Annotated in this window: 11 protein-coding genes; 2 read left to right on the top strand and 9 right to left on the bottom strand. The window is 74.6% G+C overall.

Features of this window, described 5'->3' with window-relative positions:
• Positions 1–190: 190 nt before the first annotated feature.
• On the top strand, positions 191–970 hold the full coding sequence (locus ACL03H_RS05575; RefSeq protein ID WP_412809994.1) for an IclR family transcriptional regulator: 780 nt from the start codon (positions 191–193) through the stop codon (positions 968–970).
• Here ACL03H_RS05575 and ACL03H_RS05570 read toward each other — a convergent pair.
• The 6 genes from ACL03H_RS05570 to glmS all read right to left on the bottom strand — a co-directional run bounded on the left by ACL03H_RS05570 (position 956) and on the right by glmS (position 8,544).
• On the bottom strand, positions 956–1,606 hold the full coding sequence (locus ACL03H_RS05570) for a DedA family protein (RefSeq protein ID WP_412809993.1): 651 nt from the start codon (positions 1,604–1,606) through the stop codon (positions 956–958). The two genes, ACL03H_RS05575 and ACL03H_RS05570, sit on opposite strands and share 15 nt — an antisense overlap.
• A 623-nt stretch (positions 1,607–2,229) precedes the next feature.
• Complete coding sequence (gene tsaE / locus ACL03H_RS05565; protein WP_412809992.1) at positions 2,230–2,700, bottom strand: tRNA (adenosine(37)-N6)-threonylcarbamoyltransferase complex ATPase subunit type 1 TsaE; 471 nt, start codon at positions 2,698–2,700, stop codon at positions 2,230–2,232.
• Positions 2,697–3,803 carry an alpha/beta fold hydrolase gene (locus tag ACL03H_RS05560; RefSeq protein WP_412809991.1) on the bottom strand — a complete coding sequence of 369 codons (1,107 nt, stop codon included), beginning with the start codon at positions 3,801–3,803 and terminating at the stop codon, positions 2,697–2,699. The genes tsaE and ACL03H_RS05560 overlap by 4 nt, the downstream gene beginning before the upstream one ends.
• Positions 3,800–4,942, bottom strand: coding sequence for an alanine racemase (gene alr / locus ACL03H_RS05555; RefSeq protein WP_412810018.1), 1,143 nt, complete (start codon positions 4,940–4,942; stop codon positions 3,800–3,802). The genes ACL03H_RS05560 and alr overlap by 4 nt, the downstream gene beginning before the upstream one ends.
• Positions 4,943–5,055: 113 nt before the next feature.
• Entirely contained in the window at positions 5,056–6,558 is a 1,503-nt protein-coding gene (locus ACL03H_RS05550) for an NAD(P)H-hydrate dehydratase (RefSeq protein WP_412809990.1), read from the bottom strand.
• Positions 6,559–6,681: 123 nt separating this feature from the next.
• Positions 6,682–8,544 carry a glutamine--fructose-6-phosphate transaminase (isomerizing) gene (gene glmS / locus ACL03H_RS05545; protein ID WP_412809989.1) on the bottom strand — a complete coding sequence of 621 codons (1,863 nt, stop codon included), beginning with the start codon at positions 8,542–8,544 and terminating at the stop codon, positions 6,682–6,684.
• A gap of 249 nt (positions 8,545–8,793) precedes the next feature.
• Between glmS and ACL03H_RS05540 the strand changes: the two genes are divergently transcribed.
• The gene (locus tag ACL03H_RS05540) at positions 8,794–9,612 is read left to right on the top strand and encodes a dienelactone hydrolase family protein (RefSeq protein ID WP_412809988.1); all 819 of its coding nucleotides are present in this window, start codon (positions 8,794–8,796) and stop codon (positions 9,610–9,612) included.
• A 57-nt stretch (positions 9,613–9,669) separates the two neighbouring features.
• Here the strand turns inward: ACL03H_RS05540 and ACL03H_RS05535 are convergent, their stop codons facing one another.
• From ACL03H_RS05535 to ACL03H_RS05525, 3 genes are read right to left on the bottom strand one after another with little or no spacing between them, the layout of a single operon-like run.
• Positions 9,670–10,044, bottom strand: a complete 375-nt coding sequence (locus ACL03H_RS05535; protein WP_412809987.1) for a hypothetical protein — start codon at positions 10,042–10,044, stop codon at positions 9,670–9,672.
• Between the two features lie 27 nt (positions 10,045–10,071).
• The gene (locus tag ACL03H_RS05530; RefSeq protein WP_412809986.1) at positions 10,072–12,723 is read right to left on the bottom strand and encodes a hypothetical protein; all 2,652 of its coding nucleotides are present in this window, start codon (positions 12,721–12,723) and stop codon (positions 10,072–10,074) included.
• Positions 12,723–13,034: a WXG100 family type VII secretion target gene (locus tag ACL03H_RS05525; protein WP_412809985.1), complete on the bottom strand. Its 312-nt coding sequence runs from the start codon at positions 13,032–13,034 to the stop codon at positions 12,723–12,725. The genes ACL03H_RS05530 and ACL03H_RS05525 overlap by 1 nt, the downstream gene beginning before the upstream one ends.
• Between the last annotated feature and the right edge of the window lie 78 nt (positions 13,035–13,112).

Genomic DNA, 13,112 nt, shown 5'->3' with positions numbered 1-13,112 from the left:
GGAAGCCCACCTCTCTCGGATTCCTGCGCTCGCCGCCTCGTCGGGGCGCCCCCGGCAGCGTCGCCTCAATGCTTTTCTGCATCGTGGATGTTAGTTTCCACGAGAGGCCCGAGGCAACATGAGCTCGGGCACCGCCGACTAGACTCGATCACCTGTCCGACACGTCCGGGTCGACGAAGGGACCGCAGCGATGACCGGGCCACGCCGTGCCAACCAAGGCGGAGGTGTGCAGTCCATCGAACGCGCCTTCGACCTGCTGGAGCTGATGGCCGACGCCGGCGGCGAGGTCGCGCTCTCGGAACTCGCCGACGCCTCCGGGCTACCGCTGCCGACCATCCACCGGATCATGCGGACCCTCGTGAACAGCGGATACGCCCGGCAGCAGCCCTCGCGGCGGTACTCCCTCGGACCCCGGCTGATCCGGCTCGGCGAGACCGCCGGCCGCTCCCTCGGCTCCTGGGCGCGGCCGTACCTGGCAGAGCTCACCGAAGCCACCGGCGAGACCTCGAACCTCGCGGTGCTCGACGGCGACCAGATCGTCTACGTCGCCCAGGCGCCCTCGCAGCACTCCATGCGGATGTTCACCGAGGTCGGACGGCGAGTCGACGCGCACGCCACCGCCGTCGGCAAGGCGTTGCTGGCGAACCTGCCCGCCGACACCGTCGCCCAGCTGCTCGGGCGCTCCGGGATGCGGCCGAAGACGGAGCGCACCCTCACCACCGTGCCCGCCATGCAGGAGGCGCTGGAGCAGGTGCGGGCGCAGGGCTACGCGATCGACGACGGCGAGCAGGAGGTCGGCGTGCGCTGCTACGCCGTGGCCGTGCCCGGCGCACCGGCCGGGACCGCGATCTCCATCAGCGGCCCGGAAGGGCGCATGACCCGCATCTCGACGCCGACCATCATCCCGCTCATGCAGCGGCTCGCCGGAGACCTCTCGGCCGAGCTCAAGGCCGCCTCACACAGCGCCTGAACGCTCCCGATCGCGACGACGGCGCACCAGCAGCACCACCGCCACCACCGCACCCGCGAGCAGCACCACCGGCAGGCCCGCCAAGCCGACGGCCGTCTCGACCTGCTCGTACGCGGCGCCCGCGACCTGGCCGAGCCCCACGACCACCGCGACCCAGGCGAAGGCCGTCGGCGCGTTCGCGGCGGTGAACCTCCGGTGCGACACACCCGCCCGCCCCGCCAGCCGAGGCATCACCGTGCGGGCACCGCTGAGGACGTGGCCCAGCGCCACGGCGGGCACCGCGCGGCGGCCCAGGAACGCCAGCAGGCGGCGGACCCGCTCCGGGCCGACGCGGCGGATCAGGCCGCGCTCCCGGCGGCTCGGCGGCTCCAGCAGCGCGGCCGAACCCGGCTCCAGCAGCCGCAGGCGGCGCGCCCGCAGGAACCCCCACTGGGCGCCCAGCGCCGAGGCGGACCCCGCCACCAGCACCGCGGTCCACGGGCTCACCACGTCCTCCCCGGACAGCACACCCAGCGCGAGCAGCGTCGGGGAGCCGGGGAGGAACAGGCCGAGCGGGGAGCCGGACTCCGCCGCCAGCACCAGCGCCGCGACCGCGAACAGGCCCAGGACCGGGAGCCCGGCCAAGTACTCGATCACCGGTCCGCCTCCGCTCCGCCTGTCGTGCCCGCTCACCCTACGTTCACACCACTCCCCCACCTCCGGTCTTGCCCCACCGCTGAGGGATCCCCCGCACCACCCTCCGCAGCCCCGCGATTTCCCGAGAAATCGCCCTCCCCCCGGGGCGCACCCCACCCCCAGCGCACCAAGGCCCGCCATCCCACCGCCCACCGAGGCCGCGATTTCTCGCGAAATCGCGCCCCCGGCGCCCTGGAGCCCCACATTTCGCGAGAAATCGCGAGCCGCGAAGGCCTGGGTGACCGACATTTCGCGAGAAATCGCGAGCCCGGGGGCGGCGGTGGCGCGATTTCTCGTGAAATTGCGTGCGGCTCTGGTCGGGGGTTGTGGGGGTGACGCAGGGGCGTGCGGGGGTGGGAGTGCGCGGCCGGGTGATCGCTGGATGGGGTGGGAGCCGCGAGGGTTCGGGGAGTTAGGCGCGCGGGCGGGTGGGTTGGAGGCGCGGGGGTCGCGAGGGTCCGGCGCAGGGCGGCGGTCTCGGGGCGGGGAGGTTCCGGGCGTGCCTCCGTCGGCGCCGGGCAGGGAAGGTCCGGGCATGGCCTCGGGCGGCGGGGAAGGGCCGGGCGTGCCTCGGGCGGTGCCGGTCAGGGGAGGGTGAGGCGGGAGGCCCAGGTGGGGCCGTGCGGCTCCAGGGCGAGCTCGCGGACGTCGTCCGGACGGCGGTGCAGGCGGACCACCAGGAACTCGTCCGCCAGCCGGTCGGCGACTTCCGCGCCCCACTCGACCACGACCACCGCGTCCGTGAGGTCGGTGTCCAGGTCCAGGTCGTCGATGTCCTCCAGCCCGGTGAGCCGGTAGGCGTCGACGTGCACCAGCGCGGGCCCGGCCGCCGCCGGGTGGTGCACGCGGGCGATCACGAAGGTCGGCGAGGTGACCTGCCCGGTCACGCCCATGCCCGCCGCGATCCCCTTCGCCAGCACCGTCTTGCCCGCGCCGAGCGGTCCCTCCAGCACGACCAGGTCCCCGGCCCGCAGCACCTCCCCCAGCCTGCGGCCGAAGTCCAGCGCCTCCTGCGGCGTCGCCAGTTCGGTGGTGGACGCCAGATCCGTGCTCATGACCGAGTGCTCACTTCCTTCTCACCACCGGAGATCCGCTGCGCGGCGCGACGCACCAGGCCGACCAGGTGCCGGGTGACGAGCTCGTGCTGTTCCAGCATCGCCATGTGCCCGGCGCCCTCGACGCGCACCAGCTCGGCGTCGGGCAGCTCGCCGGCGATCACCTCGGAGTGCGAGAACGGGGTGAGCCGGTCGGCGTCGCCGCTGAGCACCAGCACGTCGGTGTGGCGCAGCCCCGCGAGCGCGGCCTTGCGGTCGTGCGAGCCCAGCGTCTCCAGGAAGTCCGTCACCACCTCGACCGTCGTCGCGGTGATCATCTTGTTCATCAGGTCCACCAGCGAGGGGCTCACGTCCCGGTCGCCGAAGGACAGCGCCCGCACGATGTTCCAGGCCAGCCGCCCGCCGGTGCGCCGCACCCGCTCGACCAGCTCGGGCTGCAAGCCGGCCAGCACGCCGAGACCGCGGGTGATCGGGTTGTGCTTGGACAGCCAGGGCTTCGGCAGCCCGGAGGCCCCGATCTCGCCCGCGGACGTGCTCATGAACGCCACCGCGCACACCCGGTCGCGGAACAGCCTCGGCTGCTGCTCGGCCAAGGCCATGATCGCCATGCCGCCCATCGAGTGCCCCACCAGCACCACCGGGCCGCGCCGCGCGGTCGCCCGGATCACGGCGTCCAGGTCGCGGCCGAGCTGCTCGATCGTGCTGTTCTCCCGGGAGGAGTGCCCGGAGCGGCCGTGGCTGCGCTGGTCGAACTGCACCACCCGCACCCGCGGCTCGGTCATCCCCGGCAGGTCGCGGCGCTGGAAGTGCCAGCACCGGGAGTCGAGCGCGTAGCCGTGCACCAGCACCACGGTGAGTTCGGCGTGCCCGCCGTCGGCCGGCTTGATCTCCTGCACCGCCAGCGGAACGCCGTCGTCGGCGGCGACCGTGGACTGCCGGTCCGGTCGCAGCCTGCCGAGCGCTTCCTCAGCGTGCAGGTCGCTCTCGTCGTCGCGCTGGGTGGCGACGCGCGAGGAGTGCGCGGCGACGCCGACGGCGGCACCGGTGACCGCCGCGCCGAGGACGCCGCTGGTCCAGGCGAGCGCCTGCCACACCGGCCTCATGGCGCCTCCTCCGTCACCGTGCGCGTCACCCGGGGTCGGAACATGCCGGTGACGATCTCGTAGTGGATCGTGCCGAGCTCCTCGGCCCACTCGGCGGCGGTCGGTTCGCCCCGCTCGCCGGAGCCGAACAGCACGACTTCCTCGCCGACCTCGATCGGATCGTCGTCGCAGCACACGACGAGCTGGTCCATGCACACCCGGCCCACCACGGGCCTGCGGCGGCCCGCGAGCCACACCTGCATCCGGCCCGAGAGGCTGCGCGGCACGCCGTCGGCGTAGCCCACCGGGACCAGCGCGAGCGTGCACTCGCGCTCGGCGGTCCAGCGGTGCCCGTAGGACACGCTCTCCCCGGCCGCGACCCGCTTCACCAGCACCACGGTCGAGCGGAAGGTCATCGCCGGGATCAGTCCGTGGTCGCCGTCCTGCGGCACCGGGTCCAGCCCGTAGGCGGCGATGCCCGGCCGGACCAGGTCGAAGTGCAGGTCGGGGCGGGTCAGCACGGCGGCCGAGTTCGCCAGGTGCCGCAGCGGGGTGAGCCCGGCGGCCAGCGCGTGCTCGTAGGCGTCCTGGAAGCGAGCGGCCTGCGCGTCGATCGAGGGGTGGCCCAGCTCGTCGGCGCAGGCCAGGTGCGACCAGATCGCGACGACCCGGACCGAGCCCTCGGCCTGGGCCTTCGCCGCGCGGGCCACCAGCTCGGGCCACAGCGCGGGCGGGCAGCCGTTCCGGTTCAACCCGGTGTCGATCTTGAGGTGCACCCGGGCGGTGCGGGAGCTCCGCTCGGCGGCGGCGCGGATGGCGTCGAGCTCGGCCTCCGAGGAGGCGGCGAGCTCCACGTCCGCTTCGACGGCGGCGCCGAAGTCGTCCCACGGGGTGTGCAGCCAGCACAGCAGCGGAGCGATGATCCCCTCCGCGCGCAGCCGCAGCGCCTCCTCGATCGCGGCGACGCCGATCGCGGAGGCCCCGGCCTCCAGCGCGGCCCGGGCCACCGCGGCGGCCCCGTGGCCGTAGCCGTCGGACTTCGCGACCACCATCGTCCGGGCGCCGGACCGGCGGGCGCGCTCGGCCAGCAGTCCGACGTTGTGCCGCAGCGCGGCGACGTCAATGCGCAGGTCGGCGCGGTGCGCGGGCTGTTCGCTCATGGCGCCGACATCGTCGCACACGAGATGACGATCAACGCCCGCATATGTGACGGACCCCCACATCCCACTCCCGGATCGATCACTGCGAGACTCCAGGATATCACCGTCCGTGATCAGGAGGCTCGGAGCGCGCGGATCGCCGCGGGCAGCGCGGCCAGCAGCGCGGAGGCCCCGATCGGGGCGCCGACCGGATCCTCCTCCGCCGTCGGTCCGAACGCGGCGAGCTCGGCGGCCAGCGCGTGCGCGTGCGCCGCGCAGCCGCAGGCGAGCCACGGGTCCACCCCGGCCGCCAGCAGCGCGCCGATGAGCCCGGTGAGCACGTCGCCCGATCCGGCCGTCGCGGGCCAGGCGTGGGGCGCGTCGTTCACCAGCACCCGCCCGTCCGGAGCGGCGACCACGGTGGAATTGCCCTTGAGCAGCAGCACCACGTCGTACCGGCGCGCCACCTCCCGCGCCGCCGCCACCCGGTCGGCCCCGACGTCCCCGGCGAGCCGGGCGAACTCCCCGGCGTGCGGGGTGAGCACCAGCGCGGCGTCCGGGTCGCGGGCGTCCCACAACGTCGGGTCCTGGGCCAGCAGGGTGATCGAGTCGGCGTCCGCGCACACCGGGCGGCCGGACTCCAGCACCCGCCGCAGCACCTCCCGCCCGCTCGCCCCGGTGCCGATCCCCGGGCCGACCGCCCAGGCCTGCACCCGGCCCGCGTCGGTGATCGACCCGGTGGCCACGACCTCCGGCCACCGCGCGCGCACCACGTCGGCCGCGGGCCCCGCGTAGCGGACCATGCCCGAGGTCGCCTGCACCGCCGAGCCCGCCGCCAGCACCGCCGCTCCCGGGTAGGTGGCCGAGCCGGCGGCGACGCCGACGACGCCCTGCGAGTACTTGTCGTCCGAGGCGCTGGGCACCGGCCACGCCGCGCCCACGTCCGCGTGCTCCAGCACCAGCAGCTCCGGTTCCGGCAGGTCGCCGCCCAGGCCGATGTCGGCCACCACCACCTCGCCGGAGCGCACCGAACCGGCGCCGAGCACGTGGCAGGGCTTGCGGCCGCCGAAGGTGACCGTCAGGTCCGCGTCCACCGCCGGGCCGTCGACCGCCCCGGTGACCGGGTCCACGCCGCTGGGCAGGTCGACCGCGACGATCGGGGCCCGCACCCGGGCGACGAGCTCGGCCGCGACCGGCCGCAGGCTCCCCCGCGCCGACAGGCCCACGATGCCGTCGAGCACCAGGTCCGCCCGCTGCACGGCGTCGGCGGCGGCCGCCCCGATGCCCGCGGTGTCCGCGCCCGGTCCTCCGGCCTCGACGACCCGCCCGCGCGCCCGGCGCAGCGCGGCCAGGCCCGCCGGGTGCGCCTTGTCCGGCGACAGCAGCACGGCGGTGACCCCGGCTCCCCGGCGGCGCAGCTCGACGCCCGCCCAGAGCGCGTCGCCGCCGTTGTTCCCACCGCCGACGAGCAGCACCACCCGTCGGCCCGCGACCGCGCCGGAGGTCTCGGCCAGCAGCCGCGCGGAGTGCACGGCCACGGCGAACGCGGCCCGGCGCATCACGACGGGTTCGGGGATCCGATCGAACACGACGCGCTCGGCGGACCGGATCTGCTCCGGGCTCCAGATTCCCTGCACTGAGGACCTCCCCTTCGCGGTTGCTGCCGTCCTACCCGATGCGCGCCCGGCCTGCCGCGGCCCGGGGACAGCGGAGCGGACCGCCCGAGGCTCGGACGGTCCGCTCCGGAGTTCGGCCGGGGATCACTCCACGGTGACCGACTTGGCCAGGTTCCGCGGCTTGTCCACGTCGTAGCCGCGCGCGCGGGCGATCTCGGCGGCGAGCACCTGCAGCGGGACCGTGGACACCAGCGGTTGCAGCAGCGTCGGCACCGCCGGGATCTCGATCAGCTCGTCGGCGAACGGACGCACCGCCTCGTCGCCCTCCTCCGCGATGACCACGGTGCGGGCGCCGCGCGCCTGGATCTCGCGGATGTTGGACAGCATCTTCGAGTGCAGCAGCGCCCGGCCCTTCGCCGACGGCATCACCACGACCACCGGCAGCCGGTCCTCGATCAGCGCGATGGGCCCGTGCTTGAGCTCGCCGGCCGCGAAGCCCTCCGCGTGCATGTAGGCGAGCTCCTTGAGCTTGAGCGCGCCCTCCAGCGCCACCGGGTAGCCGACGTGGCGGCCGAGGAACAGCACCGCCTTCGAGTCGGCGAGCTCGCGGGCCAAGGTCCGCACCTGGTCCACCGAGGCCAGCGCCTGCCGCACCGCGTCCGGCATCGCGGCGAGCTCCTCGAACTCGCGGGCCACCTCGTCGGAGTACTTCGTCCCGCGCGCCTGCGCCAAGGCGAGTCCCACCAGGTAGTTCGCGGTGATCTGCGCGAGGAAGGTCTTCGTCGCGGCCACCCCGATCTCCGGGCCCGCGTGGGTGTAGAGCACCGCGTCCGACTCGCGCGGGATCTGCGCCCCGTTCGTGTTGCAGATGGCCAGCACCCGGGCGCGCTGGGTGCGCGCGTGCCGCACCGCTTCCAGGGTGTCGGCGGTCTCGCCGGACTGGGAGATCGCCACGACCAGCGTGTCGCGGCCCAGCACCGGGTCGCGGTAGCGGAACTCGCTGGCCAGCTCGACCTCGACCGGGATGCGGCACCAGTGCTCGATGGCGTACTTGGCCAGCAGCCCGGAGTGGTACGCGGTCCCGCAGGCCACGACGAAGACCTTGTCGATGTCGCGCAGGTCCTGCTCGGTCATCCGCTGCTCGTCGAGGATGATGCCGCGCCCCGAGAAGTGCCCGCGCAGCGTGTTCTCCAGCGCCTCGGGCTGCTCCTCGATCTCCTTGAGCATGAAGTAGTCGTGGCCGCCCTTCTCGGCGGCCGAGAGGTCCCAGTCCACCGTGAACGGCTTCGCCGGCACCTCGGCGCCGTGGAAGTCGGTGACCCGGTAGCCGTCGCGGTCGATGGTGACGACCTGGTCCTGCCCGAGCTCCACCGCGTCCCGGGTGTGCTCGATGAACGCCGCCACGTCGGAGGCGAGGAAGTGCTCGCCCTCGCCGACGCCGACCACGAGCGGGGAGGAGCGCCGCGCCGCCACGATCGTGCCGGGCTCGTCGGCGTGCGTGACCAGCAGCGTGAACGCGCCCTCCAGCCGCCGCGCCACCGCGCGGGTGCTGGCGGTCAGGTCACCCGCGGTCGGGCCCGCGGCGTGAGCCGCCGCGACCAGGTGCGCCGCCGTCTCGGAGTCGGTCTCGCTGGCCATCTCGACACCGGCGGACTCCAGTTCGGCGCGCAGGGCCGCGAAGTTCTCGATGATGCCGTTGTGCACCACGGCGACCTTGCCCGCCGCGTCCCGGTGCGGGTGCGCGTTGCGGTCGGTCGGCGCGCCGTGCGTGGCCCACCTGGTGTGGCCCATCCCGCTGGTGGCCGCGAACCGGGAGGCGTCCTGCCCGGCGAGCTTGCCCTCCAGGTTCGACAGCGCACCCGCCGCCCGCTCCACCGCGAGCCCACCCGCGCCGTCGAGCATGGCGATGCCTGCCGAGTCGTAACCCCGGTACTCCAGCCGCCTGAGCCCGTCCAGCACCACGTCCAGCGCCTGACGATGTCCTACGTAACCCACGATGCCGCACACCCGAGTCAGCGTAGCCACCGCCGCGGAACGTCTCAGAACGGGCACGGCACCAGGCCTCCGCACGACGAAGAACCGGATCTTCGCTGTTCAGCGAATCACGAGCCCGCCAAGCGGGGAGCGGGCGCGGTGGTACCGCGCGGGGCAGGCGGCCCGGGAGACCGGTGCGGCGCGGCCGAGGCGTCGGACACGTCCCGCGCGCGGGCCGTCGCGTGGGCGTGCCCGCGGGCACGTCGGCTACCGTGACCCACCATGGCGCGGAATGCCAAGAAGGCGTTGGAAGAACTGGCCCACCGGGGACCGCACGAGGTGCTGCACGGCGATCTCGCGCTGGTCGGACTGCCCGGCGTCGTGTGCACCCCGCGCAGCGGGAAGGGGCTGCCCGCCGTCGCGTTCGGCCACGGCTGGCTCCAGTCGCCGCGCCGCTACGCCGGGCTGCTGCGCCACCTCGCGTCCTGGGGCGTCGTCGCCGCCGCTCCCGGCACCCAGCGCGGCCCGCTGGCCTCGCACCGGCTGCTGGCCGCCGACCTGCGCACCGCGCTGGACATCTGCACCGGCGTCCGGCTCGGCGAGGGCGCGATCAGCGTGGACGAGCGCAAGCTCGCCGTCGCCGGGCACGCGCTCGGTGGCGGCAGCGCGATCCTCGCCGCCGCCGAGGACCCGCGGATCCGCGCCGCCGCGACCTTCGCGGTGACCGAGACGATGCCCTCGGCGCTGGCCGCCGCGCACCGGGTCACCGTCCCCGGGCTGCACCTGGCCGGTGGCAAGGACCTGCTGGCCCCGGCGGTCTCGAACGCGCAGCCGATCGCCGCCGCCTGGGGCGGGCCGGTGCAGCTGCGCGAACTGCCCAAGGCCACCCACCTCGGGTTCACCGAGGGCAGGCACTGGACCGAACTGCTGCTGGACGGCAAGCCCGAGTACCGCACCCAGCGCACCGCGCGGGCGCTGCTCACGGCGTTCCTGCTGCGCACCCTCAACGGTGACGAGCGCGGGGCCGCGCTGCTCGACGACGACTTCTCCGGCGCCACCCTCGACCGGGCCCGCACCCGCACCGCCGCCCGCGCCGCCTGAGCCCGCCGGTCCGGATCTCCCCGGCGGACGGTGCGGCGGGCCGCCCCCGTCCCCCGCTCAGCGCAGCCAGGTCTGGTTGGTGAAGAAGTCCTCGTCGTCGTCCTCGACCGGAGGACGGCGCCGCGCGGCAGGGCGCGCGGAAGCCGGAGCGGCCCGGCGCGGCGCCTGGTCGGCGGGCTCCTCCTCGTCGTCCCGCACCCGGACGTCGATCTCGGAGACCCCGCCGCGCTCGGCGTTCTCCCGCTCGGCCCGCTCCCGGATCCGCTCGGCCATCCGCTTCGCCGTGTCCACGGTGCTCGCGATGCTCGCGCTCGCCCGCTCGGCGCTCTCCCGCGAGCTCCTCGTGAGCTCGTGACCGCGGTTGACGTCCTCGCCGACCAACCGGTTCATCGATTCCCGGAACGCGCGCGCGTCCGGTGTCTCGACGCCCATCTCAGACCGCCCTCCCCGGCAGCGGGGTCACCCTCGCCGGTCCTCGCCGAACACCGCGCGGAAGCGGGTGTCGGACTGCTCCTGCACGTCGTCGAACAACTGGCCCCGGGTGCGCCACGGGCTCGAGTTCGTCCGCTCCTGGTCGCCGCCGCCGTTCTGCTGGCCGCCGCCCATGCCACCCATCATGCCGCCGCCCATCCCGCCGGCCTGCTGAGCACCGCCCTGGCCCGCGACCGGGTCGCCCATCGAGGCCAGCCCGGTCGCGCCCTGCGAGCTGCCCTGGGCGGCGTCGTGCGCGCTGGCCAGGCCGGTCGCCCCGGACTGCGGCGGCGGGCCGCCGAACGGAACCGGCTGCTGGGCGGACGGGTCCCCGGCGAGGTCTCCCGCGAACAGCTGACCGGACATGCTGGTGAACGAGTTCGCCACGCCGTCGCGCGCGAAGGCGCCCGCCAGGCTGAGACCCGCCGACTGCGGAGCAGTCGGGGCCGGACCGTCGAGGTCCGGTGCGGCGGCCGTTCCCGCCTCCGGCGCCACCGGCTCGGTGCCGCCGGACGCCGCGTCGAAACCGCCGACCTGCGGCGGGGTCGCCGACGGGGCCGGGTCGAACGCGGCGCCCGGCGCGGGCTCCGCCGGAGCCGGGATCGGTTCGCCCCCGACCGGCGGAGCGGGGATCGGTTCCGCGCCCGGCACGGCGGGCGGCGGCGGGGCGTCCGACTGCGGAGTTCCCAGCGGCGAAGTCCCCGGCTGCGGGATGCCCGGCTGCGGGGTGCCCGCCTGCTCGTCGCCGAAGGACACGGTCTCCTGGAACGGCGGCTGGTCGGCGCCGCCGCGCACGCCCACGGCGATCGCGCCGTCCGGCCCGCGCTCCAGCGTGATCGTGCGGTCGCCCTCCTGGATCACCGCCGCGCCGTCCGCCCCCGGCACCACCGGGATCGCGGGCGGCTGCCCCGGCACGCCCGGCTGGCCCGGGACCGGCCCGGGAGCGCCGGGTTGACCCGCGGCTGCCGGCATCGCGCCCGGGGTCGGGTTCGTGCCGATGCCCGGGAGGTCGCCCGGCTGGCCCGCCTCCGGGCCGAACCGCACGTCGTAGGTCTTCGGCTGCCCGTCCGCACCGGTGATCGTGACCCGGGAGGTGCCCTGCTGGTCGGGCTCCTGGACCCGCACGGCGTCGCGGCCCTCGCCGACGGTCCTGACCTCGGGCCCGCCCGGCTCTCCCGGTCGCGGCCCGGGCTCCGACAACTCCGGTGCCGCGGGCATCTCCGGCTCCGGCGGCATCTCCGGCTCCGGCGGCATCTCGGGCGCCTGGGGCATCTCGGGGCCCCGGGGCGCCTCCGGCATCGCGGGGGCACCGCCAGCGCCCCCGGCCGAGCCTCCGGCGGCACCGCCGGACGAGCCACCCGGAGCACCACCGGGAGAGCCACCCGCCTGCCCCGGCCCCTGCTGACCCGGGCCTTGCTGACCCGGGCCTTGCTGACCGGGGCCCCGCTGACCGGGACCGGACTCATCCGGGGCGGGACCGGGATCGCCGAACGGGTTCTCCTCGGCCTTGCCGAGCTCGTCGTTCAGCTTCGACCACGTCTCGTCCACGGCCTTCTTCGTGCCCGCGCACTTGGCGTCGAAGTTCTTCCACTCCTCCTCGACGGCCTCGGCGAAGGAGTCGACCATCTCCTGCGCCTTCTGGACGGCCGCGTCCTTGGTCTCCTGGGCGGCGTCCCCGCAGGACTCGTCGATGGGGATGCCCCAGATCGAGGCGACCTTGCGGATCACCTCGTCGTCCTGGTTCCCGTTGGCCAGGTCGACGGTGGTGTTCCAGTCCTTCGTGCTCTTCCCGCACGTGATCTGCTCGCGCCGGGCTTCCAGCTCCAGGACGTAGCGGGACTTCTCCCGGCACAGGTCCCCGAGTCCCCGCAGCGCGGCGGTGGTGCTCTGGGCGGCGGTGCTCAACCGGTCGATCACGCGCTCGTTGACGGTCGGGGTGAACTTCTCCGCGAAGAACCGCTGCGCGCTGTCGGAGGCCGGCCCGGACCAGTCCTTCCAGAGCCGACCGAGCCGCGAGGCCATGCTCTCGTGGGCATCGCGCAGTCCGCGCTCGGCCGCGTTCAGCGCCTCGGCACCGCGGGCGAACTCGGCGAACGCGATGCCGCGCTGCTCGTGGAAGCGGTCCTCGGCCTGCTTCACCTGCCCGACCCCGGCCTTGCCGTTCTTGATAGCGCCGATTCGGTGGTAAACCGGGAGCAGGTCGCGGAAGAAGCGCAGCCCGGCGTCGCCCGCGTCCAGCAGCTCGTCCGAGGAGTCGGCGCCCGCGCCGCCCTTCTCGCCGTTGTCGGCCGCGCGCTGGGTGCCCTCGATCGCGGCCTTGCCGTCCCGCACCGCCTCGTCGTGCCGGCGGTCCCGCTCCCCCGCCTCGTCGGATTGCTTCTTCGCGTCCGCGTAGAGATCTTGCAGCTTCTCGTTGGGGTCCGGGGTGAAGAAGCCCTCGGCGATGCTCTTGCCGAGGGCGTCGTCGTACTTGTCGAAGTACGACTGCGCTTCGTCGGCGACGCCGTTGCCGAACAGACCGTCGTCAACGGTGACGTTGTAGGCGAGGACGAGAGCGCGCTTCTTCTCGTCGGAGACCTCGCCGTCGTCGAGCACGGCCTTGATCTCGTTCCACGACGGGTTGTCCTTCTCGTCCGCCATCAGGCGTTCCCCGACTTTCCGACGGTGTCGGCGGCGTCGGCATCGGACCAGTCGTAGCCGTGTCCGGTCTGCTCCAGCTTGCCGGAGAAGTCGTCCATCGCGTCCGCGACGGAGGTCACGGACCTGGCCAGCTTGGCCATGCCCTCCTGGTAACCGCCCGCGGCCTGCCCGTGCACGCGCCCGAACGCGTCACCACCGATCCGGAGGCCCGCGATCCTCTCGCCGTGCTCGTCGCGGACCGGATCGGCGGCGCCCCTGATGCTGCTCGCGGCCGCGACCAACTCGCCCGAGTTCGCCCCGAAACCTGACATGATCGCCCCTCCTCGCCCGTCACGCCACGACCGGCGCGCAGCGGTGCGACGTCCGGTGGTGGCGCCCAGGTTCCCCAC

The sequence above is a fragment of the Saccharopolyspora antibiotica genome (assembly GCF_047200635.1).
Classification (GTDB): domain Bacteria; phylum Actinomycetota; class Actinomycetes; order Mycobacteriales; family Pseudonocardiaceae; genus Saccharopolyspora_C.
The sequence above is the reverse complement of the archived record's forward strand: the minus strand, read 5'-3'. Positions and strand labels throughout refer to the sequence as shown.